Below are 16,040 nucleotides of genomic sequence, written 5' to 3'. Positions count from 1 at the left end.
GCGGGCGGTTGCGCACAGGGCCCGCTTGGCGGGTAGCGTCGAAAGAGTACGTGGGGGATCCTCGTTGGTAGCGGGGACGCCAGAATTTCAGCGCGCTGAGGGAGGCGAGACCCGATGAGCGAGATGCGCGTCGTCGGCGTGCGGGTGGAACTGCCCGCCAACCAGCCGATCCTGCTGCTGCGCGAAACCGAGGGCGAACGGTACCTGCCGATCTGGATCGGATCGGTCGAGGCCACGGCGATCGCGTTGGAGCAGCAAGGTGTCCGTCCTGCCCGGCCGTTGACGCACGACCTGCTCAAGGACGTCATCGGAGCCCTCGGCCGGCAGCTGGAGCAGGTGCGGATCACGGACTTGCAGGAAGGCACGTACTTCGCGGAACTCGTCTTCGACGGCGACATCCGCGTGTCCGCGCGGCCGAGCGACTCGGTCGCCCTGGCGCTGAGGATCGGCGTGCCGATCCACGCGGAGGAGTCGGTGCTGGCAGAGGCGGGCCTCATCATCCCGGACGAGCAGGAGGACGAGGTCGAGAAGTTCCGGGAGTTCCTCGACTCCGTCTCGCCTGAAGACTTCCGCGGCGCGGACACGTAGCCCGGTCGCCCCCACCGCTCTCGTCACCACGCCCTCCCGCCCACTGGCATGCCGTGCCTTCCCCGGCGGAGGGCTTCGTGTCATCCCGCCGACCTCCCTCCGGGCTACGACACCCGGAGCCAGGTCGGCGGGATGACACGAAACCCGAACGACAACGGAGCCGGCACGGAACCACCCACCCCGGCCGTCATCCTGCTGATCTGGCCGCCGGCGAGGACGCTCTTCACCTCTTGGGCACGCCGCTCTCCACAACGCCGCGCGAAGAGCCGGGACGACGGCCCCACGCCGTCAACGGCCCTCCGCGGGCGTGTGCGGTGCGTTGTGGATCAACCCCGCGTGCCACCTCCAGGTGTCACGCCTCCGGGTTACACAACGTCAACCTCGCCCCGCTAAACGATCACTAAACGTCACTCGAATGGCTTACGACCGGCGACTCTCTCAACCTCAACCTCACGTTGAGGCAAGACACGCCCAGCGCGTCGCGTTGACCTGCCCCCTACCCGGTCTTACCGTCGAACTCAGGTGAATTGCCACGGTGTGATTCGGTTGCTGCCGAACACTCCGCGGCGGCTTCACGTTGGTCGCCGGTCGTCGTGACCGGACCGAGGGGAGGCAGGCGTGGTCGAGGAAGCGCCCATCCGGGCCGGATCCGGCGAACAGGGTGAGCTGTTCCCGGACTCCTCGCTGCCGGACGAACTGGTCGGGTACCGCGGCCCCGCCGCGTGCCAGATCGCGGGCATCACCTACCGCCAGCTGGACTACTGGGCGCGCACGGGGTTGGTCAACCCGACGATAAGGAGTGCCCACGGCTCCGGCAGTCAACGGCTCTACTCGTTCAAGGACATCCTGGTCCTCAAGGTCGTCAAGCGGCTGCTGGACACCGGTGTCTCGTTGCAGAACATCCGGGTCGCGGTCGACCACCTGCGTCGCCGCGGCGTGCAGGACCTGGCCCGGATCACGTTGTTCAGCGACGGCACCACCGTCTACGAGTGCACGTCGCCCGAGGAGGTGGTCGACCTGCTCCAGGGCGGCCAAGGGGTGTTCGGCATCGCGGTCTCCGGCGCGATGCGGGAGATCAGCGGCACGATCCACGACTTCCCCGCCGAACGCGCGGACGGCGCCGAGATCGTGGAGCCGGCCGACGACGAGCTGTCCCGTCGCCGGCGGACCAGGGCCATCGGCTGACCGACCGGCGCAACGCGGTGGGATGACCGGGCGGCACGACCGGCGCGCGCACTGAGATCCACGTCGCGCCGGCGGTACCGCTCACCCACCTGCCGGGTACGATTTCGCGCGTAGTCGCTTTATCCCGTGCGGGAGAGTCCGAGCCAGCCTCGGCGCCGAAGGAGCAAATCCTCCCCGGAACCTCTCAGGCGCAAGGACCGTGCGGGTGAGACGCCTCTGGAAAGCGGGTCGGCCACCACCGACCGACCCCGCCGACGGTGCAAACCCGCCAGCCGGGTGAAGCTCTCAGGCGCCCGCCGCCGGGCAGAAGACAGAGGGGGAGGGCAACGGCAGAAGTCTGTCCGGAGCCCTGGAGGCCAGCACCGATGACGCAGGACCGCATCCCCCTCGCCGCACTCGAGCACGGCACCCCGTTCGCCGACCGGCACGTGGGCCCGCGGCCCGCCGAGCTGGCCCGCATCCTCGACGTGATCGGCGTCGGCTCGCTGGAGGAACTGGCGCAGCACGCCGTCCCCGAGTCGATCCGCGAGCGCGACCTGGTGCTGGACCTGCCCGCGCCCGCCACCGAGACCGAGGCGCTGGCCGAGCTGCGCGCCCTCGCCTCCCGCAACCGCCCGATGACGCAGATGATCGGGCTCGGCTACTACGGCACGACCACGCCGCCGGTGATCCGCCGCAACGTGCTGGAGAGCCCCGCCTGGTACACCGCCTACACGCCCTACCAGCCGGAGATCTCCCAGGGCCGCCTCGAAGCCCTGCTGAACTTCCAGACGATGGTCGCCGACCTGACCGGCCTGCCGCTGGCCAACGCCTCGATGCTGGACGAGTCCACCGCCGCCGCCGAGGCGATGACGCTGGTCCGCCGCGCGGGGCGGTCGAAGTCGGACAAGTTCGTCGTGGACGCCGACACGCTGCCGCAGACGCTGGCCGTCATCGAGACGCGCGCCGAGCCGCTGGGCATCGAGGTCGTGACCGCCGACCTGTCGCAGGGCATCGAAGGGCTCGGCCTCGGCGGCGACTTCTTCGGCGTGCTGCTGTCCTACCCCGGCGCGTCCGGCGTGGTGCGCGACCACGCGGCGGTCGTCGAGGAGATCCACAAGGCGGGCGCGCAGGCCGTGGTCGCCGCGGACCTGCTGGCGTTGACGCTGCTGCGCCCGCCCGGCGAGATCGGCGCGGACGTCGTCGTCGGCACCACGCAGCGCTTCGGCGTGCCGATCGGGTTCGGTGGGCCGCACGCGGGCTACATGGCCGTGCGCCAGGGCCTGGAGCGGCAGCTGCCCGGACGGCTCGTCGGCGTGTCCGTGGACGCGGACGGCTCGCTCGCCTACCGCCTCGCCCTGCAGACGCGCGAGCAGCACATCCGCCGGGAGAAGGCGACCAGCAACATCTGCACCGCGCAGGTCCTGCTCGCGGTGATCGCGTCGATGTACGCGGTGTACCACGGCCCGGAGGGGCTGAAGGCGATCGCGACCCGCGCCCACCGGATGGCGACCGTGCTGGCCGCCGGTCTGCTGGAGGGCGGCGTCGAGATCGTGCACGGCGAGTTCTTCGACACCGTGCGGGCCCGGGTGGAGGGCCGCGCCGCCGCCGTCGTCTCCGCCGCGCGCGACCTCGGCGTGAACCTGTGGCAGGTCGACGACGACGTGGTGTCCATCGCGTGCGACGAGACCACCACGCGCGATCACCTCGTCGCGGTGTGGACGGCGTTCGGCGTCACCGTCTCCGACGTGGACGGCCTGGACGCCGACACCGCCGACGGCATCCCCGCCGACCTGCGCCGCACCAGCGACTACCTGACCCACCCGGTGTTCCACTCGCACCGCTCCGAGACCGCGCTGCTGCGCTACCTGCGCGCGTTGTCGGACAAGGACGTGGCGCTGGACCGCAGCATGATCCCACTGGGCTCGTGCACCATGAAGCTCAACGCCACGGCCGAGATGGAGCCGATCACCTGGCCGGAGTTCGCCGACCTGCACCCGTTCGCGCCCGCGTCGGACGCGGAAGGGCTGCTGAGCATCGTCGGTGACCTGGAGCGGTGGCTGGCAGAGGTCACCGGGTACGACGCGGTGTCGTTGCAGCCGAACGCGGGCAGCCAGGGCGAGTTCGCGGGCCTGCTGGCGATCCGCGCCTACCACCGCGCCAACGGCGACGACCACCGCGACGTGTGCCTGATCCCGTCCAGCGCGCACGGCACCAACGCCGCGTCCGCCGTGATGGCCGGGATGCGGGTCGTGGTCGTCAAGTGCGACGACCACGGCAACGTGGACATCGAGCACCTGCGTTCGACGATCGACGCGCACCGCGACGACCTGGCCGCGATCATGATCACGTACCCGTCGACGCACGGCGTGTACGAGGACACCGTGCGCGAGGTGTGCGGGCTGGTGCACGACGCCGGTGGCCAGGTGTACGTGGACGGCGCGAACCTCAACGCGCTGATCGGGTTGGCGCAGTACGGCAAGTTCGGGTCGGACGTGTCGCACCTGAACCTGCACAAGACGTTCTGCATCCCGCACGGCGGCGGCGGCCCGGGTGTCGGGCCGATCGGCGTGCGGTCGCACCTGGCGCCGTTCCTGCCGAACCACCCGTTGCAGCCGTCGGCCGGCCCGGCGACCGGTGTCGGCCCGATCAGCGCCGCGCCGTGGGGTTCGGCGTCGATCCTGCCGATCTCGTGGGCGTACGTGCGGATGATGGGCGCCGACGGCCTCCGCCGCGCCACCCTCACCGCCGTGGCGGCGGCGAACTACGTGGCCCGCCGCCTGGACGAGCACTTCCCGGTGCTCTACACCGGCGAGGGCGGTTTCGTGGCCCACGAGTGCATCCTCGACCTGCGGCCGATCACCAAGGCGACCGGCGTGACGGTGGACGACGTGGCGAAGCGGCTGGCGGACTACGGGCTGCACGCGCCGACCATGTCGTTCCCGGTGGCGGGCACGCTCATGGTGGAGCCGACGGAGAGCGAGGACCTGGGCGAGATCGACCGGTTCATCGACGCGATGATCGCGATCCGGCACGAGATCGACCGCGTCGGCTCGGGCGAGTGGCCGGCCGACGACAACCCGCTGCGCAACGCGCCGCACACGGCGGCCTCCATCGCCACCGAGTGGAACCACCCGTACAGCCGCGAGGTGGCGGTGTTCCCGGCGGGCGCGTCGGCCCCGAAGACCTGGCCCCCGGTGCGTCGCATCGACGGCGCCAAGGGCGACCGCAACCTGGTCTGCTCCTGCCCGCCGGTCTCCGCTTACGGCGGCTGACCACCGCGGCGCCGCACGGGAACCCGGGGGGACCGGGTTCCCGTGCGCCGCCGTCGTGGCTCAGCCGGCACGCGCACCGGGCTGCCCACGACGAAGCCCTCCCACTGAGCAGGTCGCGCGGACAAGGCAAGTGATTACGCGCTGTCACCCGATCGGGTCGCCGAGCATCGGGGATCAGGCCATGTCGTAGTCCAGTTCGAACCGGCCCGGCTCGCCTGCGGCCCACGTGATCCGGCCCGTGCCGGTGAGGCCCGCCAGGTCGCCCGTGGCGGAGGCGATGGTGATGGTGGCGTCAGCGACGCCGTCGTGGAAGCCGCCGACGTGGTGGAGGACGAAACTGCCCGTGCGGCCGTTCAGGGTGCCGGTGACGACCTCGTAGCCCGTGGAGGCGCAGGAGTCGTCGTCCGGGTACGACATGACGAAACGCAGGTCGCCCACGGCTTCCAGGTCACCGGTGTACGTGGCCGTCATGCCGCCGACCGTCTGCTTCGGGCCGGTGACTTCGTCGTAGCGCTTGCCGTCCCAGGTGTGCTCGTCCCAGCTCTTCATCTCCGCACGTGCGGTGGCGTGTGTGGTCATGTGGTGGAGCCTGCCGGTCATACCTGACAGTTCCTGTCAGGATGGGGGAATGCGCGCCGGCCGGTTGCTGTCCCTCCTCCTCCTGCTCCAGTCGCGCGGCCGGATGACGGCGCGGGAGTTGGCGGACGAGCTGGAGGTCTCGGTCCGCACCGTGTACCGCGACGTGGAGGCGCTCGGCGCGTCCGGCGTGCCCGTGTACGCCGACCGCGGACCGGCGGGTGGCTACCAGCTGGTCGACGGGTACCGCACCCGGCTCACCGGGCTGACCACCGAGGAGGCCGACTCGCTGTTCCTGGCCGGCATGCCGGGCCCGGCGGCGGAACTCGGGTTGGGCGCGGTGGTGGCGGCGGCGCAGCTCAAGGTGCTCGCCGCGCTGCCGCCGGAGCTGCGGTCGCGGGCGGCGCGGATCCGGGAGAGGTTCCACCTGGACGCGCCGGGCTGGTTCCGCGGCAACGAGGGCACGCCGCACGTGGCCGAGATCGCGGAGGCGGTGTGGCAGCAGCGTCGGCTGCGGATCCGGTACGTGCGGTGGGCGCAGGTCGAGGTGCAGCGGACGGTGGAGCCGCTCGGCCTCGTGCTCAAGGCGGGCACCTGGTACCTCGTCGCCCGAACGGACGGCCTGCGCACGTACCGGGTCTCGCGGGTGCTGGAGCTGACCGCGCTGGACGAGTCGTTCGACCGCCCGGAGGGCTTCGACCTGGTCGAGTACTGGGCCGGCTGGTCGCAGCGGTTCGAGGAGCGCATGTACCCGATGCGGGTCACGGTCCGGATGACGCCGAACGGCCTCAAGAGCGCCCAGGTCCTGCTCGGCCTCGCCGCCGCCCGGGAGTTGAAGGACGTGGAACCGCAAGGGGAGTGGACGACCGTTCGGGTGCCGGTCGAGTCGCTGGAGCACGCGCTGGTGGACCTGCTGCGCCTCGGACCCGAGGTGGACGTGCTGGAGCCGCCGGAGCTGCGCGACCGCGTCATCGCCCGGATCGCCGCGATGGCGGCCGTCTACCAGCGCTGACCAGCGCTGACCGGCGTTGGCCGGGTAGGAGGCGCGCCCCGGCAGGAACGCGCCTCCCCCGCCGTCAGTCGATCGTCGTGGCGCTGCTGTAGTTGCAGATGGCCGGCGCCATCACCTGCGCGGCGCTGCCCCAACCGGCGCACTGGTACGACGAGTGGCCGTACCAGTTGTGGCCGAACTCGTGGGCGGCCAGCAGGGCGTCGTCGTTCACGCCGCCCATGTAGAGCGCGATCCGCTGGCCCGCGCCCCAGTTGCAGCCGACCACCCGGCTGCCGCCGCCGCAGTCGGTGATGTAGCCGTTGCGGCACTCGACCGGGGTGCCGCTGGAGCTCTCGGTCAGCCCGCTCCACGCCCGCGCGCCGGTGCGGATCGCCGACGCGTACGGCGAGCAGGAGCTGAGGATGCGGTACGTCCGGGCGTTCGGCACGGGCCACGCCGCCGCCGACGGACCTTCGGACAGCACGTCAGCGGGTGCCGCCGCCAATTCCACGGCACTGGTGCCGTGCCCTTCCACGGTGAAAGCGCTTTGCGAGCTCGGCGCCACGAGAACGGCGAGCACCAGCGCCAGCAGGGCAGGCGCCAAGAAGAGTTTCCTCATCCTTGTTCGTCCTTTCGTGTGCAGGGATCTCGACGTTGTGCAGGGACGTCGAAGCACTCGAAGTTACGAGACCACCGGTCGCCGATCAACCGGCTCGGAGTGTGATTGATCAGCGAGGAAACGATCAGATCAAGGCCGCCGGCCAGGGTCGACGCGATTCGGGGAAAGATCGGAAATGATTCTGGTGTGAATTTAACAGGTCGAATGGCGGGCTCCGGTCCGTCGATCGGCGCAATTCGACGCGATGTCGCCACGCGCCGCAGTCGCCGTTCGCGGAAGAAGCGTCACCGGCGCGACGGCTGCGGCCGTTCGAGTGCCGAGCAGGGCGGCCCGGTCGCCGTGCGCAGCCGTTCCGGCCGCGTCGACCGCGACTAATCGGCCGAGAGGAGCTGACCGAGCGCGGCGTCCACGCCACGGCCGTCCTCGACCACCGACAGCGTGCCGCCGGTGGACCGGGCCAGCTCCGACAGCGGCGCGCGTTCCGGGTCGGGACCGAGCGCGATGACGCTGATCGCGATGTCCTTGCCCGGCTGCTTGAGCGACGCGAGCCGCGACGTCAGCTCCTCGAACGTCAGCCCGCCGTCGTTCACGCCGTCGGTGAGCACCACGATCCGGTTGCGCTTGCCGTCCTGGTAGTCGGCCAGCACCCGCTCGTAGAGCGCGAGCACGCTGGTGTAGAGCTGGGTGGCGCTGCGGGGCGCCAGCTCGGCGACGCCGTCCAGCAGCGCCTGCCGCTGGGTGGCGACCGGGCCGGTGGCGACGAGCTGCCGGTACGGCTTGTCGCCGTCGAGCTGCCGGGAGAACTCCCACAACCCGAGCGACCCGGACACCGACCGGTTGACCTGCCCGGACAGCGCCTGCTTCACCCAGTCCATCCGGCTGCGGCCCTCGCCGCCGGGCTCCTCCATCGACTTCGAGGTGTCCACCAGCACCGTGACGACCTGGCCGTTGTCCGCGGTCGCCCACGCGGCCGAGATCTGCTGGGTCGTGTTGGCGTCGGCGGACGTGAGCGTGTCGGTGACGGCGGCCCAGCGGATGCCCGGCGACGGCTTGGGCCGCTCGGTGGTCGCCTCGACCCGCAGGCCCGCGCCGGCCAGGATCTTCTGCTGGTCGGGCCCGCGCAGGAACTCCCGGAACGCCTGCGCCGCGCGCACCTGGGCCTCGCCGACCCAGTCGCCGGCCAGCGGCACGAACGGGAAGTCCGCGATCGGCGTCGGCCCGCCCGCCGCCACCCCGTACAGGGGCTGCGACGGCGGCGTGCCGCTGTCCTTGCCGGTGTTGTGCCGGTACAGGTCCACTTCGAACACCGGCACCGCGCTGTACCCGGCCGCGTTCACCGCGTCGCCGTCGGACAGCGCCTTCAACGCCTCCCACGTGCTCGCGGGCGTGTGCTCCGGCTTGGACGACGACAGCCGGCTCATCGTGCTCTTCACCGGTTCCAGCGCCAGCATCTCGGTGGTGACGGGGCCCTTGCCCTCGGGGCTCGCCCCGGCCAGCGCCGCCTGCACGGCCATCGCGGTGGCCGTGCTCGCGGTCGGATCGGGCATGGCGACGGTGAACCGGCCCCACTCGGGGTGGCCGAACCGGCCCCAGCCGTCCGCCGCGCCCGCGAGGTCGGGCAGGTCGGTCCAGCGGAACCCGGAGCCGGACTGCACCGCCTGCGCCGCGTCCTGGGGCAGGGCGAGCAGCACGGGGCTGGCCGCGATCGACTCGGGCACCGCGCCGAGCAGGGCGGCGTTCTGCGCGGCGAGGCGGTTGGCCCACAGCATCGAGTCGGTGACCCACGCGTGCGGCCGTTCGCCGATCTTGGCGGTGTCCCAGCCCTGGGTGAGGCCGTGGAGCACGACCTCGGAGTCGATCGACTGCACCTCGATCTCGATGCAGTGGTCGTAGACGACGGGCCGCTGCCTGCTCCACGCCTCGGCGACCTGCTTGACCGCCTCGGCCACGCTGGGCGTCGAGGAGACCCGGAGCAGCGCCTGGCCCTCGTGGCAGTCGCCCGCCTGGGCCGCGGCACGGCGATCCACCAGCCCGCCGACCCAGTTCCAGCCGAGCCACCCGAGCACGATGAGGGCCACCAGGCCGACGATGGCCACGGGCCACGTCGCGATGCCGCGCCGCACCTTCGTCCGCAGCGCGCGGTGTCGAGACATCGTCTTCCCTCTCAGCGTCCGACCGGATACGGCTGGCGAATCCCGACCGGCGTCACGCTAACAGGTGACATCGGTGGATCGGGTGAAGTCACTCCAGGTCATCGAGCGGCGACGGGCGCCGCGGCGAGCACCCGGCTCAGCTCGATCAGCCTGGCCCTCAGCGGCGCGGCGGCCTCGGCGAACGCGCTCTGCCGCCGAACGTACTCGGCCCGGCCCTCGGCGGTCTCGATCGTCACCGGCTCGTAGCCGAGGTCGGTCAGGTCGTACGGGCTGGCCCGCATGTCCAGCTCACGGATCCGCACGGCCAGCTCGAAGCAGTCCGCGACCAGCTCCGACGGTGTCGCCGGGTCCAGCTTGTAGGCCCACTTGAACAGGTCCATGTTCGCGTGCAGGCAGCCGGGCTGCTCCAGCTCGACCTGGGTCTCGCGGGTCGGCTGCACCGCGTTGCGCGGCCGTGCGTCCGGGGTGAAGAAGCGGAACGCGTCGAAGTGCCCGCACTGCACCCGGTGCGACTCGACCACCCGGTCGGTGCCCTCGCTGCCCAGCCGCAACGGCCACGCGTCGTGCCGCACCTGCTCCGGCCGCTGCCGGTAGACCATCGCCCACTCGTGCAGCCCGAAGCAGCCGAGCCGGGGCGCGCGGCCGGCGGTCGCGGCCAGCAGCCGGCCGGCGAACTCGATCGTGTTGGCCCGTTCCCGCGCGAACGCCGCCACGTCCAGCGTCACGCCGTCGGCGGTGCGCCGGTAGACGGGCCACTTCAGGTAGGCGAGCGCGGCGTCGCCTTCGAGGACCACGCCGGGACCGGGGTGCCAGCGCTCCAGCCGGGACGGGCGGTGCGAGTAGTACGAGAACAGGAAGTCCAGCACCGGGTGCTTCCGGCCGGCGGCCTTGCGCTCGTGGTGCGGCCCGGTCCAGCGCCGCACCCGGGCCGCGTGCGCGTCACGGCGCGCGGTCCACTCCGGTTGCGACAGAACGACCCCCACGAGACATCAGGGTACTTCGCCCCGGACCAGGGCCAGCCCGAGCCCGGTGCGCAACGACACCACCTCACGCCCCTCGCGGCGGCTGACCGCGAGACCCGCCGCCCGCAGCACGCCCAGGTGCTGCGACACCGCGCCCACCGTGACGCCCAGCCTGGTCGCCAGTTCGGTGACGGTGCTGGGGCGTTCCAGCTCGCACAGCAGCCGGGCGCGGGTGTGGCCGACCAGGCGGGCCAGCGCGTCGTTCGTGGGCGCGTCCGACCGCTCCCAGAGCGAGCCGAAGCCGTGCGCGGGGTAGCACAGGGCGAGGCGGACCGGGCTGTCCCGGAGGTAGGCGTGTGGCCAGGTGAACGCCGAGGGCACGAGGACCAGGTCGCGCTCGCCGACGTCGACGGTGTGGTCGGCCACGGTGAGGTGCGGGTTGCGGTACGACACGTCGGCGTGCAGCTCGGCGAGCACGGTCGGTCCGCCCGCCTCGACCAGCCGCCGTCCGCGCCGCTCCACGTCGCCTTGGAGCACGCCCTCCAGCCGTGGCCAGATCGGCGCGATGATCGCGCCGTGCACGGCGTGCAGCCGTTCCTGCATGGCGGCGATGGCCTTGGGCGGGTCGGCGAGGATCCGCGGGTCGTCCACGGCCGCGGCGATCCGCTCGGGGGTGGCCTTGGCGATCGCGTCGATCTCGACCTCGACGCGCTCGGACCGCACGCCCGGGGTCGGGATGAGGAACTCCGGCACCACCGGTCTGGTCACCAGGACGTGCAGCGGGGACCCGTCCTCGCCCAGGTCGAGCAGGTGTTCCTCGGCCCACGCGATCCAGCGCTGGTGCACCGGGGAGAGGCTCGGCGCGGCCAGCACGCGCAGGGCGGCGATCGTCTCCCAGAGGGGTGAGACGGCGAAGCGGAGGGCCATGGGTTCACTACACGCTAAAACGTCGGGTGTCGCCGGCCGCTGTTGGCAGGGTGTGGACCATGTCCAGGGGGTGGGTGCGGCTGCAGGCCGTCGTGGTGTCCGGTTCGGTGGCCGAGGGCCTGATGTTGTCGGTGTTGCCGTGGATCGCGGCGACGATCACGTCCGACCCGCGGCAGCTGTCGCTGGTCAACGTGGTCGGCCAGTCGCCGTGGCTGTTGTTCTCGCTGGTCGCCGGCGTGCTGATCGACCGGGTCCGGCGCAGCACCATGCTGACGTGGGCGTACGCGGTGCAGGGGTGCGCGGCCCTGTCGCTCGCGGTGGCGGGCGTGACGGGCGCGTTGAGCCTGCCGCTGCTGGTGGTCGTGGCGTTCGTGGTGACGTCGGCGCAGGTGCTCGGTGACGGCACGACGGGCGCGTTGGTGCCGGAGGTGGTGGAGCCGGGCCGGTTGCCGGCGGCGAACACGCGGCTGATCGTGATCGACCGGGGCGTGGTGCAGTTCGTCGTGCCGCCGGCGGCGGGTTTCCTGGTGGCGTTCGGCCTCGGCACGCCCGCGTGGGTGGCCTTCGTGGCCGCCCTGGTGGCGTTGCTGCTGGTCCGGGGGCTGCGTTCGGCTCGGGCGGCGGTGGCGGTGTCGGCGAAGAAGCACCCGTTGCGCGACATCGGTGAGGGGCTGAGGTTCCTGGTCCGCACGCGGCTGCTGCTGTCGATCACGGTGGCGGTGGCGCTCGGGTCGTTCGCGGCGAGCGCCACGATGGCGATGTTCGTGCTGTACGCCAAGGAGCTGCTGGGGCTCGGCGCGGTCGGCTACGGCGTGATGCAGGCGGCGATGGCCGCCGGGTGGGTGGCGTCGTCGTTCGTGGTCGCCCGGGTGGTGGACCGGCTCGGGTACGCGTGGTCGATGCGGCTGGCCCAGGTCGGGATGGCGGGGACCATGGTGCTGTTCGTCGTGCTGCCGCCGTGGGCGTGGGCGATCGCGGCGGTGATGTTCGTCCAGACGGCGATCGTGATGGTGTGGAACGTCTGCTCGCAGTCCAGCCGGCAGCGCTTCACGCCGCCCGCGCTGCTCGGGCGGGTCCTCACCAGCCACCGCGCCCTGGCGTGGGGCCTGATGCCGCTGGGCGCGCTGGCGGGCGGTTTCGTCGCCGCGGGGTTCGGGCTGCGCGCGGTGTGGGCGATGGCCACGCTGCTCCAGGTCGGCGCCCTGATCACCGCGTGGCGCGGCCTCTCGCCGCAGGCGTTCCGGGAGGCGGAAGTGGTCGCCGCCGAACGGTGACGCCCCGGCGGGCGATCTCGTGGCGCTCGCCGGAGCCGGGTGCCGGGACGCCCGACGGCCGTGCTTCGCGGGGGCTCGCCAGGAGCAGGGGCGCGGCACAGGCCGCTGTGCCGTCCAGCCGGTGGTTCGCGCAGGTGACGGGCGTGGCGCGCCGGGCACGCGACGTCGGCAGTCACGACCGGCCCGACCGGGTCGATCCCGGCCGACAACCGCAGTCGACGCCCGCCGGTCGTGCTTCGCAGGGGTCCTCGCCCAGGGGACCCCTGTTTTCATTCTGCCGGCGAGGTCCGACAATTCCGGGCCGGGCGGGTCACAGCGGGGGGATCAGGCCGGGGAACTTGCGCGCGCCGACGCAGTGCGGGCACTCGCGGCCGTTGTCGACGGTGCGCGGGGTGCCCCCGATCACCGCGGACGTCGGGTTGGCGATGAACCCCGCCCCGCCGCACAGGTGGCAGATGGTGCGGGGTTCCGAGGTCACGCCGAACAGGTCGTCCTCGTCCTCGACGTCATCGTCGTCGAACCCGTCTTCGTCCTCAACGGGGTCGAAGTCGTCCTCGTCGTCGTCATCCTCACGCGGATCCACGTGACCAACCGTAGTCGGGTGGGACCGGGCGCGCCCCGGCGGACCGGTCCCACCCGCGAGGTCACGGCCGCTGCCCCGCCTGGTCCACCACGGCCTGCTCCGTGATGGCGTGGAAGTTCGTGCCGAGCAGTTCGTAGGTCTCCGCGTCGAACACGATCACCACCGGCTCGGCCTCCGGCGACGAGCCCGGCGGCACGGGCCACGTGATGCCGACCCCCGGCCTGCCCGCCGCGTCACGCGCGTCCGGCACCACCGCCAGCCCCGGCACGCGCGCCGCCGCCTCGTACAGCGCCGCCCTGCTCAGCGGCGGCAGCAGCGACTCGTTGACCAGGCTCAGCACGTCCTTGCCGCGCGAGTTGACGCTGCCCGGCTCACCGCCGGCGTTCGCGTCGAGGTGGGCCAGCATGCCGTCCACGTCGGTCGGCAGGTCGGACCGGTACGCCGGCCGCGGCTCGCACGGCTCCCAGCCGAGCACCACCGCGGGATCCTTGAACACCTCCCGCTGCCCGTCCACGCACCCCGGGAACCTCGACGTCGTGCCGTCGGGGTGCTTCAGCAGCCCGTCGTGCACGCCGTCGACCGACAGCCAGATCTCCCGGGCCGGCCCTTCGCCCGCCTCGCTGCGCGTGTACACGAACTGGTCCGGGCGGGGCGGCGCGGACGGATCCGCGCGGGCCGCCCTGGCGGCGAACGCCAGCAGCCGCACGGGGTCGGTCACCGGCTCGACCACCGGGGACGCGGACGTGGTCAACGCCTGACCACCCGGCGCGGGCTGCCCGGCGGGCAGCAGCGTGATCGTCGCCGCCACGGCCGCCGCCAGGCCGATCGCCGACGCGCCGACCAGCGCGTACCTCGACCGGCGCTTGCGCAGCCGCACCGGCCCCCGTTCGGCGATGCCGGCCAGCAACGCCGCCCGCGCGGGCGCCAACGCCGCCTCGTCCGGCAACGGCGTCTCGTCGCCCATCTCGCGAAGCACCCTCAGCTCATCCATTGTTCAGCAACTCCTCGACCTCGGTGGGGTTCCGCCCGCCCAACGCCTCCCTGACCTTGCGCCGGGCCCGGTGCAGGCGGGACCGCACCGTGCCGACGGGGATCGCCAGCGCCGCCGCGACCTCCTCGTAGCCCAGCTGTTCCCACGCCACGAGCAGCAGCACGTCGCGGTCCTCGGCGGACAGCCCGTCCAGCGCGCCCGCCAGCCGCGACCGCACCGCCCACGCGGTCACCTCGGCGGCGACGCGGTCCGAGTGGTCGTGCTCGGCGACGTCCGCCGAGCGCTCCCGGTAACGGCGCGCCTCGTGCCTGCGGTGCTGCCCGACGAGGTTGGTCGCGATGCCGTACAGCCACGGCCGGGCGTCCGGTCGGGCCGGGTCGTAGCGCTGCCGCTTGTCGAACGCGGTCAGGAACGTCTCGGCCACGAGGTCGTCCGCGACCTGCGCGCCGAGCCTGCGCTCGAGGTACCGCCGGATGTGCGGCGCGTGCCGGTCGAAGATCGCCGCGAAGGCGTCCGGCTCGTGCCGCGACCGGTCGATGATCTCGGCGTCGGTGGGTGTCATGGTGGCCTTTCCGGCTGGATCCCGGTGAAGGGCGGTCACCCGTTATCCGCCGCCCGGCCCGATCGGGTTCACGGTGTGAGCGGAAGTTGACCGGTGTGTGAGGACCCCTGGAGTAACAAGGACACCCATAAGCGGATCAGGGGGAGTCAAGTGGACAAGGTGAACGCAGTGCAGCGCCGTCGTCCCGGCGGCGCGGTCGAAGGCCGGATCCTCACCACGCCGGTGGGGCTGGCGTTCCCGCGGGACGTCACGTTCGAGTCGTGGGAGCAGGCGGGCCAGCGGATCTCCCGCATCGCCAGCTCGTCGGCGTGGTACCTCGGTGACTGGCTGGTCTTCGGGCAGGACAAGTACACGGACAGATACCGCCGGGCGGTCGAGGCCGTGGGGCTCGACTACCAGACGCTGCGCAACTACGCGTGGATCGCGCGCAAGTTCGAGCCGTCACGGCGTCGTCAGGGCCTGCCGTTCCAGCACCACGCCGAGGTGGCCGCGCTGCCGCCGGCCGAGCAGGACGAGTGGCTCGACCACGCCCAGCGGGAAGGCTGGTCGCGCACGGCGCTGCGGCGGGCGTTGCGGGAGAGCCGCGACCCCGGCTCGAAGCCCGAGCGGGTGGCGATGCCGCGGGTCAACCCGGGCAGCGACGCGGTGGACCGGTGGCGGCGGGCCGCGATGGCCGCCAACGCCGACTTCGAGGCGTGGATCGTGACGGCCCTCGACCGCGCCGCCGACCAGGACCTCGAGTTGGTCAGCGTGCCGCCGTTGGCGGAACTGCCGCAGGAGCGGGACGAGTACCTCAGCCTGCCCGCTGTGCGGCCTGCGTCATGATGTGCTGGTTGCCCGTGGCCCACGTCGTGGTCATCGTGACCGCGTCGATGCGCCAGCCGCCGTCGGCGCGCACGAGGCCGAAGCGGTAGTGGCCGCCCAGGGTCCAGGTCGGGTCGCCGTGCGGGTTCGCCAGCACGTGCACGGCCTGGAACTGGGCGGTCACCACGGCCCGGTCGCCGTCGACGTCGACCAGGTGGTTGGACACCAGGTGCTGCGTCGCGTCGAGGCCGCCGAGCCCGGCGCGCCACCCGGCGACGACGTCGGCGGCCTTGAGCAGGGCGGGCTCGCCGCCGGTGAGGCTGGTGTAGTCGAGGTCCACCTCGTCGGCGAACACGGTGAGCAGGGCGTCCCAGTCGCGGCGGTCGGCGAACCACGCCATGCGGGTGGTGGTGTCGACGATCTCGTCGCGGTCGTTCGTGGTGATCACGACGAAGACCCTAGGCGGGCGGACGTGGCGCGGGCGCCGGGCCGGGCGAACAGCCGGGTGATCTGGTGGCCGAGCGCGTAGTAGGCCGACGCCGGGTCCAGGTGGTCCAAGCTCCCGGGGCCG

General features: G+C 72.4%; 15 protein-coding genes and 1 riboswitch. Of the genes, 6 read left to right on the top strand and 9 right to left on the bottom strand.

Annotation, left to right across the window (positions count from 1 at the left end):
• Positions 1–114: 114 nt before the first annotated feature.
• The 3 genes from AB0H12_RS38530 (at position 115) to gcvP (ending at position 5,027) form a co-directional block, all read left to right on the top strand.
• Positions 115–588 carry a bifunctional nuclease family protein gene (locus AB0H12_RS38530; RefSeq protein ID WP_053720858.1) on the top strand — a complete coding sequence of 158 codons (474 nt, stop codon included), beginning with the start codon at positions 115–117 and terminating at the stop codon, positions 586–588.
• A gap of 618 nt (positions 589–1,206) precedes the next feature.
• The gene (locus AB0H12_RS38525) at positions 1,207–1,773 is read left to right on the top strand and encodes a MerR family transcriptional regulator (protein ID WP_308257181.1); all 567 of its coding nucleotides are present in this window, start codon (positions 1,207–1,209) and stop codon (positions 1,771–1,773) included.
• Positions 1,774–1,892: 119 nt separating this feature from the next.
• A riboswitch (glycine riboswitch) is annotated at positions 1,893–1,983 on the top strand.
• Positions 1,984–2,138: 155 nt separating this feature from the next.
• Positions 2,139–5,027, top strand: coding sequence for an aminomethyl-transferring glycine dehydrogenase (gene gcvP / locus AB0H12_RS38520; RefSeq protein WP_499629840.1), 2,889 nt, complete (start codon positions 2,139–2,141; stop codon positions 5,025–5,027).
• 174 nt (positions 5,028–5,201) lie between these two features.
• Here gcvP and AB0H12_RS38515 read toward each other — a convergent pair whose 3' ends face one another.
• Entirely contained in the window at positions 5,202–5,606 is a 405-nt protein-coding gene (locus AB0H12_RS38515; RefSeq protein WP_499629838.1) for a DUF3224 domain-containing protein, read from the bottom strand.
• A 49-nt stretch (positions 5,607–5,655) separates the two neighbouring features.
• Here AB0H12_RS38515 and AB0H12_RS38510 point away from each other — a divergent pair, with 49 nt between their 5' ends.
• Complete coding sequence (locus AB0H12_RS38510; protein ID WP_499629836.1) at positions 5,656–6,615, top strand: helix-turn-helix transcriptional regulator; 960 nt, start codon at positions 5,656–5,658, stop codon at positions 6,613–6,615.
• Between the two features lie 64 nt (positions 6,616–6,679).
• Here the strand turns inward: AB0H12_RS38510 and AB0H12_RS38505 are convergent, their stop codons facing one another.
• The 4 genes from AB0H12_RS38505 to AB0H12_RS38490 all read right to left on the bottom strand — a co-directional run bounded on the left by AB0H12_RS38505 (position 6,680) and on the right by AB0H12_RS38490 (position 11,255).
• A complete protein-coding gene (locus AB0H12_RS38505) occupies positions 6,680–7,213 on the bottom strand; it encodes a hypothetical protein (RefSeq protein WP_499629834.1) in 534 nt (177 codons plus the stop codon).
• Positions 7,214–7,584: 371 nt separating this feature from the next.
• Positions 7,585–9,366, bottom strand: coding sequence for a substrate-binding domain-containing protein (locus AB0H12_RS38500; RefSeq protein ID WP_499629832.1), 1,782 nt, complete (start codon positions 9,364–9,366; stop codon positions 7,585–7,587).
• Between the two features lie 98 nt (positions 9,367–9,464).
• Complete coding sequence (locus AB0H12_RS38495) at positions 9,465–10,349, bottom strand: 3-methyladenine DNA glycosylase (protein WP_499629830.1); 885 nt, start codon at positions 10,347–10,349, stop codon at positions 9,465–9,467.
• A 6-nt stretch (positions 10,350–10,355) separates the two neighbouring features.
• Positions 10,356–11,255, bottom strand: coding sequence for an ArsR/SmtB family transcription factor (locus tag AB0H12_RS38490; protein ID WP_499629828.1), 900 nt, complete (start codon positions 11,253–11,255; stop codon positions 10,356–10,358).
• A gap of 59 nt (positions 11,256–11,314) precedes the next feature.
• On the opposite strand from AB0H12_RS38490, the gene AB0H12_RS38485 reads away from it, so the two are divergent.
• A complete protein-coding gene (locus AB0H12_RS38485) occupies positions 11,315–12,529 on the top strand; it encodes an MFS transporter (protein WP_499629826.1) in 1,215 nt (404 codons plus the stop codon).
• A 310-nt stretch (positions 12,530–12,839) separates the two neighbouring features.
• Here AB0H12_RS38485 and AB0H12_RS38480 read toward each other — a convergent pair whose 3' ends face one another.
• From AB0H12_RS38480 to AB0H12_RS38470, 3 genes are all read right to left on the bottom strand, one after another.
• On the bottom strand, positions 12,840–13,112 hold the full coding sequence (locus tag AB0H12_RS38480; protein WP_499629824.1) for a hypothetical protein: 273 nt from the start codon (positions 13,110–13,112) through the stop codon (positions 12,840–12,842).
• A 61-nt stretch (positions 13,113–13,173) separates the two neighbouring features.
• Positions 13,174–14,103, bottom strand: a complete 930-nt coding sequence (locus AB0H12_RS38475; RefSeq protein ID WP_499629822.1) for a CU044_5270 family protein — start codon at positions 14,101–14,103, stop codon at positions 13,174–13,176.
• Positions 14,096–14,665: an RNA polymerase sigma factor gene (locus tag AB0H12_RS38470; protein WP_499629820.1), complete on the bottom strand. Its 570-nt coding sequence runs from the start codon at positions 14,663–14,665 to the stop codon at positions 14,096–14,098. The genes AB0H12_RS38475 and AB0H12_RS38470 overlap by 8 nt, the downstream gene beginning before the upstream one ends.
• Before the next feature lie 159 nt (positions 14,666–14,824).
• Between AB0H12_RS38470 and AB0H12_RS38465 the strand changes: the two genes are divergently transcribed.
• The gene (locus AB0H12_RS38465; protein WP_499629818.1) at positions 14,825–15,490 is read left to right on the top strand and encodes an LmbU family transcriptional regulator; all 666 of its coding nucleotides are present in this window, start codon (positions 14,825–14,827) and stop codon (positions 15,488–15,490) included.
• On the opposite strand, the gene AB0H12_RS38460 is transcribed toward AB0H12_RS38465, so the two are convergent.
• Positions 15,459–15,917 carry a nuclear transport factor 2 family protein gene (locus AB0H12_RS38460; RefSeq protein WP_499629816.1) on the bottom strand — a complete coding sequence of 153 codons (459 nt, stop codon included), beginning with the start codon at positions 15,915–15,917 and terminating at the stop codon, positions 15,459–15,461. The two genes, AB0H12_RS38465 and AB0H12_RS38460, sit on opposite strands and share 32 nt — an antisense overlap.
• Positions 15,918–16,040: the final 123 nt, after the last annotated feature.

The sequence above is a fragment of the Actinosynnema sp. NPDC023794 genome, from assembly GCF_040639675.1.
In the GTDB taxonomy this organism is placed as follows: Bacteria; Actinomycetota; Actinomycetes; order Mycobacteriales; family Pseudonocardiaceae; genus Actinosynnema; species Actinosynnema luteola.
The sequence above is the reverse complement of the archived record's forward strand: the minus strand, read 5'-3'. Positions and strand labels throughout refer to the sequence as shown.

What these genes read in the sequence shown, in the direction of transcription:
- AB0H12_RS38485 (WP_499629826.1), top strand. Translation starts at nt 11,315, where the DNA reads ATGTCCAGGGGGTGGGTGCGGCTGCAGGCCGTCGTGGTGTCCGGTTCG.
- AB0H12_RS38490 (WP_499629828.1), bottom strand. Translation starts at nt 11,255, where the DNA reads ATGGCCCTCCGCTTCGCCGTCTCACCCCTCTGGGAGACGATCGCCGCC.
- AB0H12_RS38510 (WP_499629836.1), top strand. Translation starts at nt 5,656, where the DNA reads ATGCGCGCCGGCCGGTTGCTGTCCCTCCTCCTCCTGCTCCAGTCGCGC.
- AB0H12_RS38500 (WP_499629832.1), bottom strand. Translation starts at nt 9,366, where the DNA reads ATGTCTCGACACCGCGCGCTGCGGACGAAGGTGCGGCGCGGCATCGCG.
- AB0H12_RS38530 (WP_053720858.1), top strand. Translation starts at nt 115, where the DNA reads ATGAGCGAGATGCGCGTCGTCGGCGTGCGGGTGGAACTGCCCGCCAAC.
- AB0H12_RS38470 (WP_499629820.1), bottom strand. Translation starts at nt 14,665, where the DNA reads ATGACACCCACCGACGCCGAGATCATCGACCGGTCGCGGCACGAGCCG.
- AB0H12_RS38515 (WP_499629838.1), bottom strand. Translation starts at nt 5,606, where the DNA reads ATGACCACACACGCCACCGCACGTGCGGAGATGAAGAGCTGGGACGAG.
- AB0H12_RS38505 (WP_499629834.1), bottom strand. Translation starts at nt 7,213, where the DNA reads ATGAGGAAACTCTTCTTGGCGCCTGCCCTGCTGGCGCTGGTGCTCGCC.
- AB0H12_RS38475 (WP_499629822.1), bottom strand. Translation starts at nt 14,103, where the DNA reads ATGGATGAGCTGAGGGTGCTTCGCGAGATGGGCGACGAGACGCCGTTG.
- gcvP (WP_499629840.1), top strand. Translation starts at nt 2,139, where the DNA reads ATGACGCAGGACCGCATCCCCCTCGCCGCACTCGAGCACGGCACCCCG.